This is a genomic window from Mycobacterium sp. IS-1590 (assembly GCF_001500025.1).
In the GTDB taxonomy this organism is placed as follows: domain Bacteria; phylum Actinomycetota; class Actinomycetes; order Mycobacteriales; family Mycobacteriaceae; genus Mycobacterium.
In genome coordinates this window covers 212456-233993 of sequence record NZ_LQIW01000048.1, presented here as the reverse complement: position 1 = coordinate 233993, position 21538 = coordinate 212456, and the positions used below count along the sequence as shown (strand labels likewise).

Genomic DNA, 21538 nt, shown 5'->3' with positions numbered 1-21538 from the left:
CCGACCGGTATTGCTATCGTCGGGTCATGGCCGTGGTGGACAAACCCTCAGCGCGCGAGGCGAAACGCCTGCAAACCCGCGAGCGGCTGATGGGAGCCGCCATCGCCGAGTTCAAGCGGTCGGGGATGGCCGAGGCCGACGTGGGAGCGATCGTGGCCGCCGCCGGGGTCGCGCACGGCACCTTCTTCTTCCACTTTCCCACCAAACAGCACGTACTGCTCGAGTTGGAGCGCAGGGAAGAAGAGCGCATCGCCAAGCAGCTCGGTCGGTATGCCGATTCCGCTCGCAGCCTGTCCGCTGTGCTCCAGGAGGCCGTCCGACTGGTGCTGGGACTCGAGCGCCGCCTGGGCGCGATGCTGTTCAAAGACTTTCTCGCGCTGCATTTCTCGCAGACACGGCCCACTGACGAGAGCGATGAGCACCCGGTCATCGTCAGGGTCGCTCACGAGATCGAACGGGCGCAGAAAGCGGGCCGGGTCGCAGCCGACGTCAACCCGACGAACAGCGCGGTGTTCTTCCTGCTCGGTCTGTATGCGTTGTTGACCACCACGCATGAGTGGCCGACGCAGAGCTCGATGCTCGACGACTACGTGGCGAGGACGTTGCGCGGCATCGAAGCCCGATGATGGTTGACTAAAGTCAGCCACACTGCAAAGCTCATGCGCTGAGCGATGCAGGAGGTGGCCCTTGACCATGCCCGCGAATGCTGCGACCACAAGCGGCCTCGACGAGCACATGGAGCGATCGCGCCAGGTGCAACGACAGGCCGACAAGTGGCTGATTGCGGGCAGCATTCTGATCGGCACGGCTGCGCTCGGCGTGTTCGGGCTGCCGCTCTTTCTGCGCGGTGTGTGGATCCTGCGCAATGCCGCCCGGGAGGGCCTCACCGTTCGGCCGATGTTGGTGACGCTGCTCGGCTATTGCGTCATCGTGGACGCCGCGATCAACGTCTTCGGATGGGCTCTGGATCTGGTGGCCCACCACACGTTGCTGGCTCGAGTCCTGTTGAACGGCTGGGGCGCGATGTTCGACGCCGGATATTTCTGGCACTACAACGAACTGTGGCTCGGCGGTGCGGCGGGCCCCGGCGAAAAGGCGCTCGAGGTCGGTCTCATCCTCACCGTCTTCTGTATGCGGATCGCTGCGGCGATCGGTTTTCTCCAGATGAAGCGGTGGGGGCACCAGTGGATGATCATCACCTGCTGGATGGGCGTGGTGATCTGGTGCGTGTACGTGTTCAACATGACGATGTACGCCGACGTACGCTACGCCGGGGTGATCCTGCCGGTGGTCGGCTGGTGGATCTACGACATCTTCTACATCACGCCGTTTCTGGCCATTCCGTACCTGCACTCGGTCAACCGGGAGATCTTCTCCGATTGAGCCTTAGACTGACTTAACTCATTGACTTCAGTCAGTAGGTGCGTTACAAATGGCGAATCATGACGGCACAGGCGAACGTGTCGACGCGTGAAGCGCGTCGGTTGCAGACGCGGGAGCGCATCCTCGCCGCGGCGATCGCCGAGTTCACGCGTGCCGGTATGGCCGGGGCGGACGTCAACTCGATCGCGAGGGCCGCAGAGGTCGCACACGGGACGTTCTTCTTCCATTTCCCGAGCAAGGAACATGTGCTCCTGGAGTTGGAGCGCCGTGAGGAGTCGCGGATCGCGGACGAGTTCGCCGGTTTCCTGCAGCAGCGTCATGATCTGGCCGCCACCCTGACCGAGCTGGTGGATCTGGTCACCGGCCTGGAGCAGCGGTTCGGATCGATACTGTTCAAAGAGGTGCTGGCGTTGCACTTCTCACCCACCCGGCCGCACAAGGACGAATGGACCGACCACCCGGTCATCGTCCTGCTCGTCCGCGAGCTGGAGCGGGCGCGCGGGGACGGCGAGGTGCATCTCGAGGTCGACGCCTTCTACAGCGCAACGTTCTTCCTGCTCGGCATCTACGGAGTGCTCACCACCACGGACAACCCCGGCACGCGCGACACGATGCTCGCCAAGCTGGTGGCGACCGCCGTTCATGGGCTGGAGGTGCGATGACCCGATCGCACAAGCAACGACACGACAGAGGAGTGCACAGTGTGGGCCTGGATCTGGGAGATATTGCGATACGTCGGAGCCTGGGGCGGAGCCGCCCTCGTCATCTGGTTCTGGTACTGGATGTTCTCGAGTCTCGGCACGTTCTAGGGTCACGATGACCGAACTGTCCGACGCGCACGCCATGGCGATCGAACGCAGCTGTGCCGTGACCGCCGTCGCGCTGAGCGACCAGCGTCGCGAGGGTGTGCGCCTGGTGACCGGTGAGCACCGCCAGTTCAGCCTGAGTGGATCGCTGGACTACGTGCAGGTGCCGTACCCCTCGCTGGGCCGCGACTGGACCCGCAGAACCCTGACCTGCGGTGTGGCGCTGCAATGTTCACCGTCCAAAGACCGGCTCGTCGAGTTCCGACTCAACGAGTTGTCCGCACGCGAGCTGCGGGCACTGACCCTCGTCGAAGCCGGCGTCGCGCTCGGGTGGGTCGGCGCCAACTGGCCGGGGCTGCTGGCCGAGCTGCGGCGGCTGATGCCCGATGCCGAGGCGCTGCCACAGGACACGACCGCCGAGTCCATGCTCAACCGCGCAATCTCGTTGGCGCGCAAGGGTGATCCACTGACGGTGCCGTCAGTGGTCGGAAGGTTGCCTGCGGCCTATACCGTGCCGCAGGGGTTGTCCGACAAGATGCGGCGCACTTTTGGCCGGATGCCGTGGACCACGACGCAGAAACGCCTGCCGCGCCCGTACTCGGTCCCCGTCGGCGGCGACGGCGGCGTGCGCAACCCGAACCTCCCCCCGCCGAGCCGGCCGCAGGACAACGATCTGGACCTCACCCCCGAGCACCGGCCCGGCATTCCGTATCCCGAGTGGAACGCATGGACCAAGAGCTTCATGCGAGACCACGTCGCAGTTCTCGAACGTGCCCATCCCAGCCAGGACCGCCGGCCGGGCGCGGCTTCTGCGGACCTGCGGAAATGGTTCACCGAGCACACCCATCGCGCAATGAAGAACCGCCTCGAGGACGGTTCCGATCTGGACGTCGAACAGTACGTGCGCCACTACATCGACCTGACCACCGGTGAGGCCATCGAACCGCGCATCTTCCGCGAACTCCTACCCAGCAGCCGCGACGTCACGACCGCGCTTCTCCTGGACGGCAGTTCGTCGCTGGGCGTGCACGGGGGCCGGGTCTTCAAGCTGGAGCTGGCATGTGCTGACGCGTTGTCGCGGGCGATGACGCACGCGCGGGAGCGTCACGGCATCTTCGTGTTCACCGGCAACACCCGCCACCGTGTCGAGGTGAACTGCCTCAAGGATTTCGAGGACCGACGGTTCGTGCCGCCGAGCCGGCTCGGACTGTCCACCGGTGGCTACACCAGGCTCGGCGCACCGCTGAGGCATCTCACGAGCCGGTTGCTCGCGCAGCCTTCCGAACGGCGACTGCTCATCGTCATAGGCGATGGCCTGATCTCCGACGAGGGCTACGAAGGGCGCTACGCATGGGCCGATGCCGCCCACGCGGTCGAAGAGGCCGCCGAAGCCGGAGTGTCGATCTACTACGTCGGCGTCGGGCCCACTCGGGTGGACCCGTTGCCAGAGGTCTTCGGACCGCGGCGATCCCAACGCATACGACGGGTCGAGGACCTCCCGCGCGTGCTGGCGCACGTCCACCGCGAACTGGTCGCCGCATGAACCATCACCTGAAGGAGCTGGATCCATCGTGACAACCGACACCTACTACTCGAACGGCAACGAGGTTCAGCTGTTCGAGCAGGCGTACCACCAGCGATTGCCGGTGATGCTGACCGGTCCGACCGGGTGCGGTAAGACGCGCTTGGTCGAACACATGGGGGCGCTGCTGCGCAGGCCCGTCGTCACGATCAGCTGCCATGACGACCTGACCAGCTCGGACCTCGTCGGGCGGTTCATGGTGACCGGGGGCGATGTGGTGTGGACCGACGGGCCGCTCACCCGGGGTGTGAAGGCCGGTGCGATCTGCTATCTCGACGAGGTGGTGGAGGCCCGCCACGACTCGTTGGCCATCCTGCATTCCCTGACCGATCACCGCCGGGCCCTCTATCTCGACCGCGCCGGTGAGGTGGTCCGAGCACCTGACACATTCATGCTGGTGTGCTCCTACAACCCGGCCTACCGCAGCTCGCTCAAGGAGCTCAAACCGTCGTTCCGCCAACGGTTCGTCACACTTCCGATGACATACCTTCCGCCGGACCGTGAGGCCGAGGTGATCGTCGCGGAGGCGGGTATCGAACTGGCGACCGCTCGACGGCTGGTCGCCTGCGCCACCGCGATCCGCACCGCCGACGATGCGTTCCACTTCGAGCCACCGTCGACGCGTGTTCTCGTCACCGCCGCGCAGCTGGTCGCCGCCGGCGCAACGGAACTGGATGCCGCCGAAGCGTGCATCCTCGCGCCGCTCTCCAGCGACGGGGCGGTCACCGACGGCTTACGTGAAGTGGCGGTGGCCAGCCTGACCACGGCTGACAACCCGAATTCGACACGTTAGGAAGGAGTCCCGCGTGGACCCGAAGGAGAAGCAGCGCAAGAAGGCGCTCATCATCCTGCAGATCGTCATCTACGGTTATCTGCTGGCGATGTTCCTCATCCAGCTCTACATGTCCTTCGACCGCGGGTGGTGGTCGCTGTGACCGCCACGGCGACAGTCAGTCTCGAAGACCACCACGAAGAATCCCGGCTCGCGCAACGGCGGGCAGACAAGTGGATGATCATCGGCGCCGCACTGATGGGCATGTGGGCGCCCGGCCTCATCGGCTTTCCCATTTTCATGCGGGGCGTGTGGCTACAACGGCAAGCAGCGCGCGCCGGACTGTCGGTCCGGCCGATGATCGTCACCCTCATCGGATACCTGGTGTTGATCGACGGCATGCTCAACAGCTTGGGCTGGGCCCTGGATCTGGTGGCCAACCACACGCTGATCAACCGCGTGCTGATGATCGGCTGGGGCCACATGTTCGACGCCGCGTACTTCTGGCACTACAACGAGCCCTGGGTCGGCGGATCCGCGGTCCCCGGCGAGAAGGCCTACGTCGCCGGTCTGATCCTCACCGTCTTCGCCATGCGCTGTGCGGCGGCGATCGGATTCCTGCAGATGAAGCGGTGGGGGCACCAGTGGATGATCATCACCTGCTGGATGGGCGTGGTGATCTGGTGTGCCTACGTGTTCAACATGACCATGTACGCCGACGCCCGCTACGCCGGCGTGCTGTTCCCCGTCATCGGCTGGTGGATCTACGACATCTTCTACATCACCCCATTTCTCGCGATCCCGTACCTGCACACGGTCAACCGCGAAATCTTCTCCGACTGAACGCCAGGAGCACACCATGACGACCACCCCGTCCTCGTCCACCGACGAAAAAGACCCCGCAGAGGATCTACCCCCGGGCACCACGCCCTACTACGCGCGCATGCACAAGTACATCAAGCGCGCGGTGCTCGTCTGCCTCATCGCCCTTGTCATCGAGGGAGCCTTCACGCTGCCGTTCATGGCCGTGTGGTACGGCTACCCGACCCTGAGCTTGACCGAGATCTGCAGCGGTCTGCTCAAGGTCCGCTATTCCGACGACACGCTCGAGTGCAAGGTGCCTTATCCGATGCTCGGTCCGCCGGAAGGCGCCGAAGGCAAGGACACTGCGCGCGACGAGTGGGGCATCCAACCGGTTCCCAAGTACGACCGGATCGGGTTCCGCGAACTGGTGCGTATCCACGAAGAGAGCGAGGCTCGCAAAGCCGCGCAACAGCAGCAGGATTCGGCCCCGTGAGTCGAAGGTCGCCGGAGCAGCACGCGGAGAACTGGGATCTGCGCCACGAGGATTTCAACGATGAGGAGTTCCTCTACGACGTGTACGCGGTGATGCGGCAGCGGGGGCCGTTCGTCCACACCGACACCCCGTTTCTCACCACCATGCCGGACAGCGCATGGGTCGCGGGGCGATACGCCGAGTGCTACCGCATCCTGCAGGACTGGCAGCACTTCTCCAGCAATCCGACACCAGACGCGACCGAGGCCTTTGGCGGGGATCTGGTGATCACGCTCGACCCGCCCCGGCAGCAGAAGTTCCGCAAGGTGCTCAACCCGTACTTCTCGCCCGCGCGAATGAAGGCGCTACGACCGCAGATCCGTGACGAAACCGACCGTCTGATCGACGATTTCATCACCACCGGCTGTGGCGATCTCGCGCAGGTGGCGTGGCGGCAGCCGGGCATTGTGTTCTTCAAGTATGTGCTGGGCATGCCGGTCGAGGACGTCCCGTTGTGCATCGAACTCACCGACACTGCGCTCAACGGCGCGACAGAAGAGGAGCGGGCGTCGGCCTGGGGTGGGCTGTATCAGCACATCCACGACGCGGTGACCGCGCGCATCGACGCACCGCCCCGCGACGACATGATCGACGTGCTGCGCAACGCCGAGATCGACGGGGAGCGGCTGCCGTTCAACGACGTGGTGGCCAACGCGATGCTGCTTGTCCAGGCCGGTCTGGAGACCACCGCCAGCGCGATGTCGTGGTCCTTCCACTATCTGGCGACCCACCCCACCGACCGGGACCGGCTGATCGGCGAGCCGGAGCTGCTGGCGCGCGCGGTGGAGGAGTTCATCCGGTTCGGGGGCTCGATACACGGAATTCCGCGCACCGTCGCCCAAGAAGTCGAGATCGGAGACCGGACTTTCCGCCCCGGCGACTCGGTCATCGTCAACTACGCCTCGGCCAACCGGGACGAAGAGGCGTTCGTCGATGCGCACCGCTGCATCCTGGACCGCCGGGACAACCGCCATCTGGGCTTCGGCGCCGGCGTGCATCGCTGCCTGGGTTCCAGCCTGGCCCGGCTGGAATTGCAGGTGGGCTTGGAGCAGGTGCTGAGCCGAATGCCGAATTTCACGCTGGACCAGGCGGAATCACCTGTGTTCACCGGCAATTCCATCACTCGCGGCTTCCGCTCGCTTCCCGTTGTGTTCGACCCGGCCGAAACCTCCGCCGCATGACCTATCGCATCGTCCAGTGGACCACCGGCAACGTCGGCAAGCGATCCGTCCGCGCGGTCGCACTCAACCCGCACCTGGAACTGGTCGGGTGTTATGCGTGGTCGAAGGACAAGGTCGGCCGCGATGTGGGGGAGCTGTGCGGCATCGACGCGCTGGGCGTGGCCGCGACCGACGACGTCGATGCCCTGCTGGAATTGGAGCCCGATTGCGTTGTCTACAACCCGATGTTCGCCGACGTCGACGACATGGTGCGAATACTGAGCGCCGGCATCAACATCGTCTCCACGTCCGAGTTCATCACCGGCCATTTCTTCGGGGAAGACCGCGACCGCATCGTCGGGGCCTGTCGGGATGGCGGCTCGACCATCTTCGGCAGCGGCATCAATCCGGGGTTCATCCAGCTTTTCGCCGTCGTCTCGGCCGGGCTGTCGGAACGTGTGAACAAGGTGTCGATCGTGGAGGCCATCGACACCACCATCTACAACTCGCCCGCCACCGAAAAGCCCATGGGCTTCGGGTATCCCATCGACCTGCCGGAGCTGAAGTCGATCACCGAAAAAGGCTCGGCGATCTTCCGCGACGGCGTTCTTCTCGTGGCTGACGCGCTCGGTGTCGAACTCGACGACGTTCGTTGCGACGTCGCCTACGCCCAGACCACTGAGGACCTGCACCTGCCCGGGGACTGGCTGATTGCGAAAGGCTGTGTCGCCGGGGTGGACGTCGCCTGGAAAGGCATCGTCGGCGACAAAGAGGTCATCGAAATCCGCGGTCGGTGGCGCAAGGGGCAGACGCTCGAACCGGATTGGGAACTCGACATGGGCTACACCGTGGAGATTCAGGGCACGCCCACGATCAAGACCACCCTGAGTTTCCTCCCGCCGGAGGGTTTCGTCGGTGAGACCATCGACGACTACATCATGTTGGGTCTGTCGATCGTCGCGATGCCGGCGATCACCGCGATACCCGCCGTCGTCGCCGCACCTCCCGGCATCGCCACGTACAACGATCTGCCGCTTCTTCTTCCGAGGGGAGTGCTCAATGTCTGACAAAACGTACCGGGTCATTCAGTGGATGACGGGCGACGTCGGTCAAGTCGGGGTTCGACATTTCACGCAGTGTCCGGTATTCGACCTCGTCGGCGTCTTGGTATACAGCAAGGACAAGGTCGGCAAGGATGCCGGTGAGATCGCGGGCATCGGGCCGATCGGACTGGCCGCGACCGACGATGTGGAGGCGATGGTCTCGCTCGATGCCGACTGCGTGTTCTACACGCCGATCATCATGGACGTCGACACCGTGTGCCGGCTCCTGCAATCGGGCAAGAACGTCGTCACCACCAGTGGCTTCTTCCATCCGACCGAACGGTTTCGCGAGGGCGGCGACAAGATCCGGGCGGCATGCCAGGACGGCGGCACATCGTTCCACGCCGGTGGCATCCACCCAGGCTATGCGGGGGACATCCTGCCGCTCACGCTCGCCCGCGTCGCCAGCAGGGTCGACAAGATCGAGGTATGGGAGGTCGTCAATGTGCTGACCGATGCCCCCATGGACCACATCGACTGGATGGGGTTCGGCAAAGACAGGGACAAGTTCCTCTCGGAGCCGACGATTCTCGGTCTTGGTGTGCCCTTCTTCGCCCAGTCGATGCACATGGTCGCCGACGGCCTCGGCGTGACCATCGACGACGTGACCGCCGCAGACGTGAAGGCCGCTGTCGCCACCGAGGACATTCCGCACGACCAAGGTGCGATCTCGCGGGGAACCGTTGCCGCACAACACCACGAGTGGACCGCCTGGGTCGATGGCAGCCCGCTGATCGTGTACCACGCGATCTACCTGACCGCCGGTCCCGATCAGCTCGACCCCGCGTGGGACTGGGGTAGGACCCGCTATCGCATCGCCATCGAGGGTGATCCGCCCACCGAACTCACGATGCACGGTTTGGTGGCAGCTGACGGGGCCATGACACACCCGGGTTATACGTGGACCGCGATGGGTTCCATCAACGCCATTCCCGACGTCTGCGACGCCCCGCCCGGCTGGCTGACCCACCTGGACCTCGGCCTCGTCCAACCGCGCGGATTGGTCCGCACGTGACCCCCGAACCGCTGCAGTTGCACCACGTGGTGTTCGCGGTGGCACCGGAACGGCGGGCCGCGATGGCGTCGCTGTTCGCCGACCTCGGATTCGCATTCGAAGAAGCCGAACTGACCGAACTCGGTGTCCACGTCCACCTGGATTGGAACCGGGGGATCGAGCTGATCAGCCCGGTTCCCGGCTCGACGGCATCGGTGGCAACGTACGTCAACGACTTCCTCGAGCGCCAGGGTGACGGTGTCTACACGGTGGTGCTGAGGGTGCCCGATGCCTCGGCGGCGGAATCGGTCGCGCAGCGCTACGGTTCGACCACCCGTTTCCGCCAGGGTTTCTCCGGAGAGGGTTCGTATCTCGACGAGATCGATCTGTCGGTGCTGGGTCTTCCGCTGACCTTTCTGGCCACCAACGTGTCATGAGTGTGGGCTCGGGGTTGACGCAGGTCCTCTACGAGGACCTGCCCATGGCACGGGACCGCGGTGCGGGCTGGGCCAAGCTGCGCGACCTCGGGCCGCTGCTCTACGGCGAGGGCTGGTATTACTTCACCCGGCGCGAGGATGTGCTTGCGGCACTGCGAGATCCGGAGACGTTCTCCTCGAGGACCGACTACGACGACATGATCAGTCCGGTTCCCCTGGTACCGCTGGGGTTCGATCCTCCCGAGCACACCCGCTACCGCCGGATCCTGCATCCCTACTTCAGCCCCCAGACGCTCAGCGCCCTGCTGCCGTCGCTGCAGGCGCAGGTGATCGACATCATCGACGAGATCGCCGGCCGTTCCGAGTGTGAAGTGATGACCGAGCTCGCGATCCCCTATCCTTCGCAGGTCTTTCTCACCCTGTTCGGCCTTCCGCTCGACGACCGCGAACGGCTGATCGCATGGAAGGACGCGATCATCGCGGTCAGCCTGGCGACCGATCCGAACAGCGTGGACCTGACCCCCGCCGCCGAGCTATTCGGCTATCTCACCGAAGCTGTTCAGACACAGCGGGAGTCGCCACAGGCGGGCATACTGTCCGACGTGCTCCACGGCGAGGACGCGCTCTCCGACGCCGAAGCGACGGGGATGTCGCTGGTGTTCGTCCTCGCGGGCCTGGACACCGTCACCGCCTCGATCGGCGCCGCGATGCTGGAGCTGGCCCGTCGCCCGGATCTGCGCCGGCACCTGCGTGACAACCCCGACCACGTCGGTGCGTTCGTCGAGGAGGTGATCCGGCTGGAACCCGCGGCGCCGGTGCTCGGGCGCGTGACCACCCGGCCGGTGACCGTCGCGGGCGTCACGTTGCCGGCCGGATCACAGGTTCGACTCTGTGTCGGCGCGATCAACCGTGACGGAAGCGATCCCTACTCCGGCGACGACCTGGTGATGGACGGCAAGTTGCACAAGCACTGGGGCTTCGGCGGCGGTCCGCACCGATGCCTGGGAGCCCACCTGGCCCGGATGGAGCTGAGGCTGGTTGTAACCGAATGGCTCACGCGCATATCGGAATTCGACCTCATCGAGGGCTACGTCCCGGAGATTACGTGGCCCTCGGCGACCTGCTCGCTGCGAGAGCTCCCCCTGAGGATCCGCGCGGGGACGACGCCATGACCCGCGGAGCGGCCAAACCCAGCGTCTTCGACGCCGGACTGCCGACGCTGACCTACGACATCACAGCGACCCCCCAGGAGATCTACCCGCAGTTTCGCGCGGCGCAGCAGGAAGCGCCGATCGCGCTCGGCCCGATCGGCCCGGAGGTGCTGTCCTACGAACTGGCCAGGACCGTTCTGCGTGACCCGCGCTTCGGAATCCCGCAGGGCATACACCTGTCCGCACATGGGATCACCTCAGGGGAGTTGTGGGACAGGGTGACCCGCAGCATCCTGAACATGGACGGCGAGGAGCACCGCCGATTGCGCGGGTTGGTGTCGAAGGCATTCACGCCACGCGGGACGGCGCGCATGGACCCCACCATCCACGCCGTGGTCAACGAACTGATCGACCGCGTCGCCGCGCGCGGCCGGTGCGAGTTCGTCGACGACATCGCCAGGCCGTACCCGATCCCGGTCATCTGCGCACTGTTGGGCGCGCCCCGCCGGGACTGGCAACGGTTCTCCCGGTGGGCCGAGGACATCTTCAAAATCGTCAGCTTCGACTGCGATTTGGCCGCGGAAGAACCGGTGATCCTCGAGGCGTGGGACGAATTCGACGCCTACATCGACGAGATGATCGCCCACCGGCGCGAGGACCTCACCGACGACCTGCTCTCCGAGCTGATCCGCACCGAAGACGACGGCGACCGACTCGACGCCGGCGAGCTTCGCATGCTGGCATTCAGCATCCTGATCGCGGGCACCGACACCACCCGAAGCCAACTGGCGGCGTCCATGCAGGTGTTGTGCGAGCATCCCGAGCAATGGGAGCTGCTGCGCGACCAGCCCGGACTCGCGATGCGCGCCGTCGAAGAGACGATGCGACATTCACCGTCGATGTGCAGCACCGTGCGCAGCGCCATTCACGACGTCACCATCGGTGATTACACCTTCCCCGCGGGCACATTCATCATCGTGAACACCTACGCGGCCAACCGCGATCCGGCCATCTACGACGATCCGACCCGCTTCGACATCACCCGTGGCGATCCGCCGCCCATCCTCACCTTCGGCGGCGGCGCACACTACTGCCTGGGTGCCAACCTCGCCCGGCGTGAGCTCTGTGAGGCCCTGGCCATCATCGCGCGACGCATGCCGAACCCACGCGTCGCCGGACCGGCACCGTGGAAGCCGCTACTGGGTATGAGCGGACCGACCAGCCTGCCGATAGAGTTCGGCTGATGCGCTACCGGATCGACCCCGACGTGCTGCACGGTATCGCTGCGCAGGTCGTCGGATTGTCAGCCGACAGCGGCGAACTCACCACTCGCGCGATCGAATTGCTCGCCGAGGCGTACCCGGACCTCATCGATGCCGAACCTGGGCGGTGGGTGGCGAGCAAGGCGGGCGGAATCCTCGGCAAGGTGCGGTTCGTGTACTTCAGCCCGCGCGAGTACATCGTGATCTTCGGGTCACCGACGGGCACGCAGGGCTTCTCCGGACGCTACAAGCGGGTGCAGATCCACAAGTTCCTGATGGCCGGACGTATCGACTCCTACGACCTCGAAGCCGATGACAACGCCGCGATGACGTTGCTTCCCGGTGAGCGGACATGCCTGGACAAGGGTCAGGCGCGGGGCCTGACCATCCATCCGGGTTCGTGGCACATCGAATACGGGCGTGGCGCGGTGGCGACCACTCTGCCGTTCGCGATGGTCGACACGCTGTTGGTGTCACTCGAACTGGAGTCGGTCCGCCGTTCGTCGGTCGAGTTCGTGCGGTTGATCCGTCGGCGACTGCGTCCACGCACCCGGTAGGAAACACGCCGATATCGCCGAGACCACCGATACGGCAATGAGATAGAACACGATCGAGTCGCTCGTCTTCGTTGCCGCGTACAGGGCGGTGGCGATGGTCGGGGCGAACGCCGAGCCCACCACCTGGGACAGTGTGTAACCGATCGAGACACCGCTGTAACGAACGCCGGGATCGAACGCGAGGCTGAACAACGAGCCGGTCACGCCGGCGGCGGGCGCCATCGCGAACCCGAACACCAGCAGAAGCGCGACACCGAAAAACAGCGCACTGCCGGTGTTGATGAGCGCGAACGCCGGGCCGATGGACACGCCCATCAGGATCACACCCGCGAGGAAGACCGGCTTTCGGCCCAGGCGATCGGACAGCGCGCCGAACATCGGGTACGTGGCGACCGCGACCACCGCCGCCACGGCCACTCCGAAAAGCGCTTGCGTGCGGTCGATCCCGGCAACAGTGGTGCCGTACGACACCAGATATGCCACGCAGATGTACGCGAACACCCCTTGGGACAGGTATGCGCCGGCGACCAGCAGGATCTGCTTCCAGTGCCGGTGGAACGCGTCGGCGATCGGCATGCGCACCACTTGTTCGCGCTGCCGCAGGGCGGCAAAGTCCGGGCTCTCCGATATCGAGAGCCGGATGACCAGGCCGATGACGATGAGCAGGGCGCTGGCCACGAACGGGATGCGCCATCCCCACGCCAGGAACTGGTCGTCGGGAAGCCCCGACACCGCCCAGAAGGCCAGCGTCGCGCACGCTGTCCCGGCGGGCGCGCCCATCTGCGGGAAGGCACCGTATAGCCCCTTGCGTCGGTCCGAAGCGTGCTCGACGGCCATCAGCGTCGCGCCGCCCCACTCGCCTCCGACCGCGAAACCCTGGGCGAGCCGCAATACGGTCAACAGGATCGGCGCGGCGAGGCCGATCTGGGCGTAGGTCGGCAGAAGCCCCATGAGCACCGTCGCGATCCCCATCACGAGCAGCGAGTAAACGAGCATCTTCTTGCGGCCCACCCGGTCCCCGAAGTGACCGAACACCACACCGCCGAGGGGGCGCGCGACGAAGCCGACGCCAAAGGTGGCGAACGACAACAGCAATCCCGTGGCAGGGGACACCGCGGGAAAGAACAACTCGGGAAACACCAGCGCGGCGGCGGTGCCGTAGATGAGGAAGTCGTAGAACTCGACCGTTGTTCCGATGAAGCTGGCCAGCCCGACGCGCATCGGCGAGACCGGTGAAGACACCGTCGACATCCTTCGATTGTGTGCCATGCCCGATTTCGGTGCACCCGGTTGCCTCAAGTGTGCGTTATGTGTGCACGGTTGCTCGCAACGGCTGCCGCGCGGTCTCCCGCATCGTCAGCAGCGTCGCGATACTGACAACGGCCGCGCCCACAACGTAGTAGGCGGGGGCGATCTGGTTGCCTGTGCGGTCGACGAGCCACGTCGCCACATATGGCGCGGTTCCGCCGAATATGGCCACGGACATGTTGTATCCGATGGAGTAACCGCTGGAGCGGACCCTGGTGGCGAACAATTCGGCACCGGCGGCCAGGGATGCCGACACGAACACCGACTCCAGCGCAGCCAGCGCGGCGTGGGCGGTGACGGCAGCGGCCAACGAGCCCGAATTCAACAGCAGGAACAGCGGATAGACGAAGACGGCGAAACCGATCGCGCCCGAGTACAGCAGCGGTTTACGTCCGATCCGGTCGGACAGTGCGCCGAGTGGCGGGATCAGGATGATCGCCACGATGCTGGCGACCGCGATCGAGACGAAGGCGTCGACCTTGGTGAACTCCAGGGTCTCGGTGAAATACGTTGGCAGGTAGGTGAACACGATGTAGAAGCCGACGTTGTGGATGACGACCAGGCCGGCGATCTGCAGGATGGGCCGCCACGAGGTGCGCAGCGCCTCGCGCAGCGGCGACGTGGCGACCTCGCCCTGCTCGCGCAGGTTCTCGAACTCCGGTGTGTCGCTCAACTGCAGCCGGATGTAGAGGCCGACGACGCCGAGCAGACCGGCGATCAGGAAGGGGATTCGCCAACCATAAGAATCCATCGCCGACTCGGACAGGACGGTTTCCAGACCGGTCACCGTCAGCGCCCCGAGAAGGAAGCCGACGACCACCGACCACACCAGAAACGACACGATGAAGCCGCGGCGTTCGTCGGTGGCGTACTCGGCCAGGAAGCAGGCTCCGCTGCCGTACTCGCCACCTGCCGAGAAGCCCTGCAGGCAGCGCAGAAACAGCAACAGCAGCGGTGCCGCCACGCCGATGGCGTCGTAGCTGGGAACCAGGCCGATGGTCAGGGTCGAGGCCGACATCAGCAGGATCACCAGCGCGAGAACGCGTTGACGACCGATCCGGTCGCCGAGTGGGCCGAAGAAGAACCCGCCCAGCGGCCGCATGAAGAACGCGGCGGCGAAGACGGCGAAAGTGCTCAGCAGCGCTGCGGTCTCGTCGCCGGAGGGGAAGAACTTCTCGGCGATATAGGTCGCCAGCAACCCGTAGATGGCGAAGTCGAACCACTCGACGGCGTTGCCGATCGACGCGCCGGTAACGGCCTTGCGAACGGCCTGGGGGTCGCTGGTGCGCACAGCCATGCCGCTGTATTCCCCGACCGTCGGCGTCTTTAACCAGGATCGGTGGTGGGTGTCCACATCTGGGTGGGCGCGGATCGCCCGCGCAGGGTTTCCGACCCTTGCGCCTCCCAGCACCGTCGTTCCGCCTCGCCGGCACGTTCGAGCGCACTGCCTGAGCACAGCGCTCGCGCGGGAAACTCCTTGGCGCGGTCGGCCAGTCGGGCCGCCTCGTTCACCGCGTCCCCGACAACGGTGTATTCGTACCGGTTCTCGGCGCCGATGTTGCCTGCGAACACCGGTCCGGCCGAAACCCCGATGCCGAAGTCGAGTGGCAGACGCTGCAAGTCGGTGACCAGATCGCGTGCGGTCGTCAGCGCCGCCGACACCGGATCGTCGACGCGCAGGGGAGCGCCGAACACGGCCAGCGCCGCATCGCCTTGGAACTTGTTGATCAAGCCGTGCCGTTGATCCACCGCCGCGACGACGATACGGAAGAACTCGTTGAGCAGCTCGGCGACCTCGGCAGGCTCGTGGGTGACCGCCAACCTGGTCGACCCGACGAGATCGATGAACAGCACCGCTACGTCACGTTCGTCACCTGACAGCGACTCGTTCTCTTCGACAGCTCGCCGGACCACGTCCTCGCCGACGTGGCGACCGAACAGGTCACGCAACCTGTCGCGTTCGCGCAGCCCCGCCACCATGCTGTTGAAACCGCGCTGGAGGCGGCCGATCTCGGACCATTCATAGACCTCGACCGACCGGTCGATATGACCGCGCTCGACCTCTCCCATCGCCTGCACGACTTCTTGTACGGGGTCCGAAATCGACATCGAGGTCAGGATCAACGAGCGCAGACCGAGCACAACCGCTACCAACGCGAGCACGATCAGCGCCAACTCGATCGCGGCGGTCTCCTCGATCAGCCATCCGTTGTTGCGCATCACCAGCAGCGCGGCGATCGCCACGCCCGGCAGTGCGGTGCATACGGTCCACATCAGCAGCAGCCGTGCCCTGACCCCGGGCGCCGTCAACGTCGACGTGTCGGAATCGGTTGCCACGCTGGCCAATACGGGTCGTAACGTCCGCAGAGTGAACAGGAAGCCGGTGCACACCGTGGCGATCGTCCCGAACAGCATGGCCGATCCGATCACCGCAAGTGCCTCGGAGCCGGCGTCGAGGTTCAGCGGTACCAGGACCGCGGCGGTGAGAACCCACGGCGCCACGGTGGCCGCGGCCTGGCGGCGCATCATCGTCAGCGTCGACCGCCGTTCGGCGGCGGTGGGCTCGCGTCCCGCGCGCAGATACCGCAACGCCGGGAGCAGGATGTAGGCGGCGCTGATCCCGACCGTGGCGGTACCGACCGCGAGGAGCGCCGCCGCGGTGATCACATTGCCGAGCGTGATCACGCTGCGCCCGGCCAGCAGGCCGACGATCGCGATGACCTCGAGCGCCGTCAGCAGGTAGGCCGACGCAAGACCGGCCACGTACCGGGTGAGCAGGCGGCGTGGCCTCACCCAGTGGAAGGTATCAGTCGCTTGCCGGTAGCGGCTTGGCTTCCTTGAGAGACAGCGGCGTGGTGCCCACGCTGAGCGTTCCGGCACCGGCCTTCGTCACCAGGACTTCGGCGCCGTTGTCGTCGACATAGCGCTTACCCATCGCGTTGCCGTCGGAGAATTCCGGGTCGATCTGGGCGTCGGCACTCTTCTCGGCATCCAGGGCAACCATCGGAACGCCGCCCGCGCGCAGATCGTCGAGACTGTCCGAGCTGCGCACGACGATCACCTGGGTGTCGCACACCTGGCTCTGCAGTCGCGTGCCGTTCTTGATCATGCTGGGCTCCTTGCTATTTGGTGGCTGTCAACTCCGCGATCAGTTCTCGACGCAGCACCTTGCCGGTCGCGTTGGTCGGCAACTCGTCGCGGAACACGACGCGGTCGGGGGTTCGCGATCCGCGCAACTGGCGCCGCACATGCTCGCGCAGTTCCTCGGCATCCGGAGTGGCGGCGCCGTCCGGGGTATCGGCCGGGACCACCACCGCCACGATGATCTGACCCCATTGCGGATCCTCGGGCCCCACCACGGCGCAGTCGCGCACCGCCGGATGTTCGACGAGCACGTCCTCGATCTCAGCCGGGGCGATGTTCTCCCCGCCGCGGATGATCGTGTCATCAGAACGCCCGCCGATGAAGAGATAACCGTCCTCGTCGAGCATCGCGATGTCTTTGGTCGGGAACCATCCGTCGCCGTCGAGCACCGAGCCGATCTCGGCGTAGCGCCCGGACACCTGGTCGCCGCGCACAAACAGTTCTCCGGTCTCGCCGGGACCGAGCACCTCGCCGTCGGCGTTGCGGATCTGCACTTCGATCCCCGGCACCGGCTGGCCGACCGAGCCCAGCCTGCGCATGATGGCCTCGTCGGACGAGGCGAGCGCTTCGCGGTGATCGTCGGGCCCGAGCACCGCGATGGTCGAGCTGGTCTCGGTCAACCCGTAGGCGTTGACGAAGCCGACCCCGGGTAGCAACGAGAGCGCCTTGCGCACCAACGGAAGTGGCACCTTGGAACCGCCGTATGCCAGGCTGCGCAGGGTCGGCAGCGACGTGTTTTCGGTTTCCAGGGCGGTCACGATGCGGTCCAACATGGTCGGCACGACCGTCGCCGACGTCACGCCCTCGTCGCGGACCAGCCGGATCCATTCGCCGGCGTCGAACTGCGGCAGGTACACCATCTTTCGGCCGGCGTAGAGATTGGACAGTGCGGCGCTGACACCCGCGATGTGATAGGGCGGGACGCAGATCAACGCGGCGTCACCGGGTTCCGCGGAATCGAACTCGACCGTGCCGGTGATATAGCTGGTGAGGTTGCTGTGCGTCAGCTCAACGGCTTTCGGGCGCGATGTGGTTCCCGAGGTGAACAGCACGACGCCGACGTCTTCGGGATCAGGGAACTCAGCGGCGGGTTCTGCGGTCTGCGCGGCGGACAGGAACTCATCGGAGCCGATGACCTGCTTGCCCGCGCCCGCCACCATATCGAGGTATTCGGCGTCGGCGACGACGAGCGGTTGGGGCAGGCGATCGATGAGCTCGCGAAGCCCGTCGGCGCTGAGTCGGTAGTTCAGCGGCGTCACCGCCACCCCGGCGCGGGCCGAGGCGAACAGCAGCAGCGGCAGCATTGCGCCGCCCATGCCGACATAGGCGACGTGGGAGGCGCCGGACTCGGCGATGACACCCGCCCCGCCGTCCGCCAGGGTGCTCAACTCACCTGTGGTCAGGCGCAACTCGCCCGACACCACGGCGGTGCGGTCCGGATTGCTCGAGGCCATCTCGAGCAGCAGTGAGATGCTCATGATTTGTCGACGAAGATATCAAGGATGGGGTCATCTCCACCGCCGTAGCGCGACAGGTCTGTCACGCCCGAGTCGGCCAGCAGTTCCGAGTCGATGAAGCATTTGCCGTTCACGTCGGCCGCGGGGCGCGACAGGATCAACGCGGCCGCATCACCCATGATCTGGGGGTCGCGGGACCGCTCCAGCATTTCCTGGAAGCCGGGAGCGTTGGCCACCGCAGACGTCGCGATGTAAGTCTCGGGCCACAGGCAGCTGAATCCGATGCCGGCTTCCCCGTACTCGGCGGCCCACCCCAGCGAGAGCAGGGTCATGCCGTACTTCGACAGGGTGTAGGAGGGGTGGGCGCCCAACCAGTGCGGGTTCATGTTCAGTGGTGGCGCCAGCGTGATCACGTGCGCGCCTGACGGCTCCGCTCGCTGGGCGCGTGCCGCGGACTTGCGCAGGTAGGGCAGCGCCGCCTTGGTGAGCAGGAACGTGCCGCGCACGTTGATGTCCATCATCAGGTCGAACTTCTTGGCCGCCAGTTGCTCGGTGGGCTCGGTGGCGATGGCGCTGGCGTTGTTGACGATGACGTCCACGCCGCCGAAATGCTCGACGGCCGCATCGACCGCACGTTGCACGTCCTCTTCTTTTCGGACGTCGCCGACCACCGCCACCCCCTTGCCGCCGGCGGCCTCTACCTCGGCGACTGCGGTGTGCACCGTGCCCGGCAGCTTCGGATGCGGTTCGGCCGTCTTGGCCAGTAGCACGACATTGGCGCCCCGCCTGGCCGCGGCGAGCGCGATCGCGAGACCGATGCCGCGACTGCCGCCGGAGACGACGAGCGTGCGGTCAGTGAAGGCGGACATGGACCTCCTTTGGCTGCGACCTGCGTCGCCCCACGATGCTAGCGGACCCCGACTACAGCCGGTATTGACGTTCTCATTTTACGCAAGTGCCATATTCGCTGTGTACCGGGTCTTCGCGGGCTTTCGACGGTGGGGGACGCCCCTTCTCCGGTGCATGTTTCCGGCCTGCGGTATTGGCATTCTCATTTTTTGCAAGTACGTTATCCGTGATGAGCGAGCCAGTACAGACCCCGTCGGGGATCCCGCTCGAGCCGGTGTATGGGCCGACGGACCGGCCGACGGAACCGCCTCCGCCGGGCACGTATCCGTTCACCCGCGGAAACTTCGCCACGGGGTACCGCGGGAAGACGTGGACGTTCCGCCAGTATTCGGGGTTCGGGACGGCCGAGGAGTCCAATCGGCGTTACCGCTACCTGCTCGACCAGGGCGGCACCGGCCTGTCGGTGGCGCTGGACCTGCCCACGCAATGCGGTTACGACTCCGATGACCCCGAGTACGGCGAGGAGGTGGGCCGGGTCGGCGTCGCGGTCGACACGCTCGCCGACGCGGAGATCCTCTTCGACGGGATCCCGCTGGACAAGATCAGCACCAGCTTCACGATCAACGGCACCGCGGCCATCCTGCTGGCGTTCTACGTCGCCGCCGCAGAGAAGAAGGGCGTGCCGAGGGCCAAGCTCACCGGCACCATCCAGAACGACATCCTCAAGGAGTACGCCTCGCGCGGGACCTGGATCTGGCCGCCCGAGCCGTCGCTGCGCCTGATCGCCGACACCATCGAGTTCTGCGCGGCCGAGGTGCCCAAGTTCAACGCGATCTCGGTTGCCGGTGCGCATTTCCGCGACGCCGGGGCCAACGCGGTCCAGGAGATGGCGTTCACCCTCGCCGACGGCGTCACCTACTGCGACACCGTCGTCGAACGCGGGCGCATGACGATCGACCAGTTCGCACCGCAGATCTCGTTCTTCTTCTACACCCACGGCGACTTCTTCGAGGAGATCGCCAAGTACCGTGCCGGACGGCGGCGCTGGGCGACGATCGTGCGCGAGCGCTACGGGGCCTCGTCGGAGAAGGCGTCGATGTTCCGGTTCGGCTGTGTGGCCGGCGGGGCATCGCTGTTCGCTCCGCAGGCCCAGAACAATCTCGTCCGCGTCGCCTACGAGGCGATGGCCGCGGTGCTCGGCGGCGTGCAGTCGATGTTCACCGCGGCGTGGGACGAACCGTTCGCGCTACCCAGCGAGGAATCGGCGACGCTGGCGTTGCGCACACAGCAGATCCTGGCCTATGAGACAGGCGTGACCAAGGTCGCCGATCCGCTCGGTGGTTCGTATTTCGTCGAGGCGCTCACCGACGCGACGGAGGCGAAGATCATCGAGATCATGCACGATCTCGAGACCCACGGCGGGATGGTGCGCGCCATCGAGGACGGATACCTGCAGGGGCTGATCGCCGACGAGGCGTTCAAGATCCATCAGGAGATCGAATCGGGCGAGCGACCGGTCGTCGGGGTCAACAAGTTCGTCTCCGACGAGCCGCCGCCCGAGATCGCGACCTACGAGCTCGACGCCGAGGGCCGCGATCTGCAACTCAAGCGGCTCGCGAAAGTCAAGGCCGAGCGCGATTCCACCGCGGTCTCCGCATCACTGGCGGCGCTGGCACGCGCGGCCGAAGGTGACGACAACCTGATGCACAAGCTGATCGATTGCGCCAACGCCTACTGCACTGTGGGAGAGATGGTTTCGACGTTGAAGTCGGTCTGGGGCGAGTTCCAGCAGCCGGTGGTGTTCTGATGGCGGACTCTACGACGGCCGGCCCGGTGCGGGTCCTGGTCGCCAAACCCGGCCTCGACGGTCACGATCGCGGCGCCAAGATCGTCGCGCGCACGCTGCGCGATGCCGGCTTCGAGGTGATCTACACCGGAATCCGGCAGCGCATCGAGGACATCGTGTCGATCGCCCTGCAGGAAGACGTTGCGTTGGTGGGGCTTTCGATCCTCTCGGGCGCGCACGTGGCTCTCACCACGCGCACGGTCGAGGCGCTGCGCGCGGCCGACGCCGGCGACATCGCCGTCGTCGTCGGCGGCACCATCCCACAGGGCGATGTGCCCAAGCTCCTGTCCGCGGGCGCGGCAGCGGTGTTCCCCACTGGCACGTCGCTGGACACGCTGGTCGACGAGGTCCGCAAGCTGACAATGAGCGAACAGTGACTCGCTCGCCGCTG

The 21538-nt window shown here is 65.7% G+C and carries 23 protein-coding genes; 17 read left to right on the top strand and 6 right to left on the bottom strand.

Features of this window, described 5'->3' with window-relative positions:
• Positions 1–26: 26 nt before the first annotated feature.
• From AU197_RS22145 to AU197_RS22080, 15 genes are all read left to right on the top strand, one after another.
• Positions 27–626 carry a TetR family transcriptional regulator gene (locus tag AU197_RS22145; RefSeq protein WP_064405469.1) on the top strand — a complete coding sequence of 200 codons (600 nt, stop codon included), beginning with the start codon at positions 27–29 and terminating at the stop codon, positions 624–626.
• A 109-nt stretch (positions 627–735) separates the two neighbouring features.
• Positions 736–1383: a hypothetical protein gene (locus AU197_RS22140; RefSeq protein WP_231745160.1), complete on the top strand. Its 648-nt coding sequence runs from the start codon at positions 736–738 to the stop codon at positions 1381–1383.
• Positions 1384–1442: 59 nt separating this feature from the next.
• Positions 1443–2045 (top strand): TetR family transcriptional regulator, encoded by a 603-nt coding sequence (locus AU197_RS22135; protein ID WP_064405465.1) that lies wholly within the window; start codon positions 1443–1445, stop codon positions 2043–2045.
• A gap of 154 nt (positions 2046–2199) precedes the next feature.
• On the top strand, positions 2200–3732 hold the full coding sequence (locus AU197_RS22130) for a nitric oxide reductase activation protein NorD (protein WP_064405464.1): 1533 nt from the start codon (positions 2200–2202) through the stop codon (positions 3730–3732).
• Positions 3733–3760: 28 nt separating this feature from the next.
• Complete coding sequence (locus AU197_RS22125; RefSeq protein WP_064405462.1) at positions 3761–4564, top strand: CbbQ/NirQ/NorQ/GpvN family protein; 804 nt, start codon at positions 3761–3763, stop codon at positions 4562–4564.
• A gap of 13 nt (positions 4565–4577) precedes the next feature.
• On the top strand, positions 4578–4706 hold the full coding sequence (locus tag AU197_RS26790; RefSeq protein ID WP_255361544.1) for a hypothetical protein: 129 nt from the start codon (positions 4578–4580) through the stop codon (positions 4704–4706).
• Complete coding sequence (locus tag AU197_RS22120; RefSeq protein WP_064405613.1) at positions 4694–5386, top strand: hypothetical protein; 693 nt, start codon at positions 4694–4696, stop codon at positions 5384–5386. Before AU197_RS26790 ends, AU197_RS22120 begins: the two co-directional genes overlap by 13 nt.
• Positions 5387–5402: 16 nt before the next feature.
• The gene (locus tag AU197_RS22115) at positions 5403–5840 is read left to right on the top strand and encodes a hypothetical protein (RefSeq protein ID WP_064405460.1); all 438 of its coding nucleotides are present in this window, start codon (positions 5403–5405) and stop codon (positions 5838–5840) included.
• Positions 5837–7060 carry a cytochrome P450 gene (locus AU197_RS22110; protein WP_064405458.1) on the top strand — a complete coding sequence of 408 codons (1224 nt, stop codon included), beginning with the start codon at positions 5837–5839 and terminating at the stop codon, positions 7058–7060. Before AU197_RS22115 ends, AU197_RS22110 begins: the two co-directional genes overlap by 4 nt.
• Positions 7057–8106, top strand: a complete 1050-nt coding sequence (locus tag AU197_RS22105; RefSeq protein ID WP_064405457.1) for an NAD(P)H-dependent amine dehydrogenase family protein — start codon at positions 7057–7059, stop codon at positions 8104–8106. Before AU197_RS22110 ends, AU197_RS22105 begins: the two co-directional genes overlap by 4 nt.
• The gene (locus tag AU197_RS22100; RefSeq protein WP_064405456.1) at positions 8099–9157 is read left to right on the top strand and encodes an NAD(P)H-dependent amine dehydrogenase family protein; all 1059 of its coding nucleotides are present in this window, start codon (positions 8099–8101) and stop codon (positions 9155–9157) included. The genes AU197_RS22105 and AU197_RS22100 overlap by 8 nt, the downstream gene beginning before the upstream one ends.
• Positions 9158–9186: 29 nt before the next feature.
• Positions 9187–9573 carry a VOC family protein gene (locus tag AU197_RS22095; protein ID WP_156434521.1) on the top strand — a complete coding sequence of 129 codons (387 nt, stop codon included), beginning with the start codon at positions 9187–9189 and terminating at the stop codon, positions 9571–9573.
• Entirely contained in the window at positions 9570–10745 is a 1176-nt protein-coding gene (locus AU197_RS22090; RefSeq protein WP_064405452.1) for a cytochrome P450, read from the top strand. Before AU197_RS22095 ends, AU197_RS22090 begins: the two co-directional genes overlap by 4 nt.
• A complete protein-coding gene (locus AU197_RS22085; protein ID WP_064405611.1) occupies positions 10742–11968 on the top strand; it encodes a cytochrome P450 in 1227 nt (408 codons plus the stop codon). The genes AU197_RS22090 and AU197_RS22085 overlap by 4 nt, the downstream gene beginning before the upstream one ends.
• Complete coding sequence (locus AU197_RS22080) at positions 11968–12543, top strand: isomerase (RefSeq protein ID WP_064405450.1); 576 nt, start codon at positions 11968–11970, stop codon at positions 12541–12543. Before AU197_RS22085 ends, AU197_RS22080 begins: the two co-directional genes overlap by 1 nt.
• Here the strand turns inward: AU197_RS22080 and AU197_RS22075 are convergent.
• The 6 genes from AU197_RS22075 to AU197_RS22050 form a co-directional block, all read right to left on the bottom strand.
• A complete protein-coding gene (locus tag AU197_RS22075; protein ID WP_064405609.1) occupies positions 12460–13764 on the bottom strand; it encodes an MFS transporter in 1305 nt (434 codons plus the stop codon). The two genes, AU197_RS22080 and AU197_RS22075, sit on opposite strands and share 84 nt — an antisense overlap.
• Before the next feature lie 85 nt (positions 13765–13849).
• Positions 13850–15148 (bottom strand): MFS transporter, encoded by a 1299-nt coding sequence (locus AU197_RS22070; protein WP_064405448.1) that lies wholly within the window; start codon positions 15146–15148, stop codon positions 13850–13852.
• 29 nt (positions 15149–15177) lie between these two features.
• Positions 15178–16644, bottom strand: a complete 1467-nt coding sequence (locus AU197_RS22065) for an adenylate/guanylate cyclase domain-containing protein (RefSeq protein WP_064405446.1) — start codon at positions 16642–16644, stop codon at positions 15178–15180.
• Between the two features lie 13 nt (positions 16645–16657).
• Positions 16658–16960: a hypothetical protein gene (locus tag AU197_RS22060; RefSeq protein ID WP_064405444.1), complete on the bottom strand. Its 303-nt coding sequence runs from the start codon at positions 16958–16960 to the stop codon at positions 16658–16660.
• Positions 16961–16973: 13 nt separating this feature from the next.
• The gene (locus AU197_RS22055; RefSeq protein ID WP_064405442.1) at positions 16974–18473 is read right to left on the bottom strand and encodes a class I adenylate-forming enzyme family protein; all 1500 of its coding nucleotides are present in this window, start codon (positions 18471–18473) and stop codon (positions 16974–16976) included.
• Positions 18470–19321, bottom strand: a complete 852-nt coding sequence (locus tag AU197_RS22050) for an SDR family oxidoreductase (RefSeq protein ID WP_064405440.1) — start codon at positions 19319–19321, stop codon at positions 18470–18472. The genes AU197_RS22055 and AU197_RS22050 overlap by 4 nt, the downstream gene beginning before the upstream one ends.
• 209 nt (positions 19322–19530) lie before the next feature.
• Between AU197_RS22050 and AU197_RS22045 the strand changes: the two genes are divergently transcribed.
• Both AU197_RS22045 and AU197_RS22040 read left to right on the top strand, forming a co-directional pair.
• Positions 19531–21108 (top strand): methylmalonyl-CoA mutase family protein, encoded by a 1578-nt coding sequence (locus tag AU197_RS22045; protein ID WP_064405438.1) that lies wholly within the window; start codon positions 19531–19533, stop codon positions 21106–21108.
• Positions 21108–21524 carry a cobalamin B12-binding domain-containing protein gene (locus AU197_RS22040; protein WP_064405436.1) on the top strand — a complete coding sequence of 139 codons (417 nt, stop codon included), beginning with the start codon at positions 21108–21110 and terminating at the stop codon, positions 21522–21524. The genes AU197_RS22045 and AU197_RS22040 overlap by 1 nt, the downstream gene beginning before the upstream one ends.
• The last annotated feature ends 14 nt before the right edge of the window (positions 21525–21538 follow it).

Coding starts and splice junctions, on each gene's coding strand:
- AU197_RS22145 (WP_064405469.1), top strand. CDS start 27: ATGGCCGTGGTGGACAAACCCTCAGCGCGCGAGGCGAAACGCCTGCAA.
- AU197_RS22140 (WP_231745160.1), top strand. CDS start 736: ATGGAGCGATCGCGCCAGGTGCAACGACAGGCCGACAAGTGGCTGATT.
- AU197_RS22135 (WP_064405465.1), top strand. CDS start 1,443: ATGACGGCACAGGCGAACGTGTCGACGCGTGAAGCGCGTCGGTTGCAG.
- AU197_RS22130 (WP_064405464.1), top strand. CDS start 2,200: ATGACCGAACTGTCCGACGCGCACGCCATGGCGATCGAACGCAGCTGT.
- AU197_RS22115 (WP_064405460.1), top strand. CDS start 5,403: ATGACGACCACCCCGTCCTCGTCCACCGACGAAAAAGACCCCGCAGAG.
- AU197_RS22105 (WP_064405457.1), top strand. CDS start 7,057: ATGACCTATCGCATCGTCCAGTGGACCACCGGCAACGTCGGCAAGCGA.
- AU197_RS22100 (WP_064405456.1), top strand. CDS start 8,099: ATGTCTGACAAAACGTACCGGGTCATTCAGTGGATGACGGGCGACGTC.
- AU197_RS22090 (WP_064405452.1), top strand. CDS start 9,570: ATGAGTGTGGGCTCGGGGTTGACGCAGGTCCTCTACGAGGACCTGCCC.
- AU197_RS22085 (WP_064405611.1), top strand. CDS start 10,742: ATGACCCGCGGAGCGGCCAAACCCAGCGTCTTCGACGCCGGACTGCCG.
- AU197_RS22080 (WP_064405450.1), top strand. CDS start 11,968: ATGCGCTACCGGATCGACCCCGACGTGCTGCACGGTATCGCTGCGCAG.
- AU197_RS22075 (WP_064405609.1), bottom strand. CDS start 13,764: ATGCGCGTCGGGCTGGCCAGCTTCATCGGAACAACGGTCGAGTTCTAC.
- AU197_RS22070 (WP_064405448.1), bottom strand. CDS start 15,148: ATGGCTGTGCGCACCAGCGACCCCCAGGCCGTTCGCAAGGCCGTTACC.
- AU197_RS22060 (WP_064405444.1), bottom strand. CDS start 16,960: ATGATCAAGAACGGCACGCGACTGCAGAGCCAGGTGTGCGACACCCAG.
- AU197_RS22055 (WP_064405442.1), bottom strand. CDS start 18,473: ATGAGCATCTCACTGCTGCTCGAGATGGCCTCGAGCAATCCGGACCGC.
- AU197_RS22050 (WP_064405440.1), bottom strand. CDS start 19,321: ATGTCCGCCTTCACTGACCGCACGCTCGTCGTCTCCGGCGGCAGTCGC.
- AU197_RS22045 (WP_064405438.1), top strand. CDS start 19,531: ATGAGCGAGCCAGTACAGACCCCGTCGGGGATCCCGCTCGAGCCGGTG.
- AU197_RS22040 (WP_064405436.1), top strand. CDS start 21,108: ATGGCGGACTCTACGACGGCCGGCCCGGTGCGGGTCCTGGTCGCCAAA.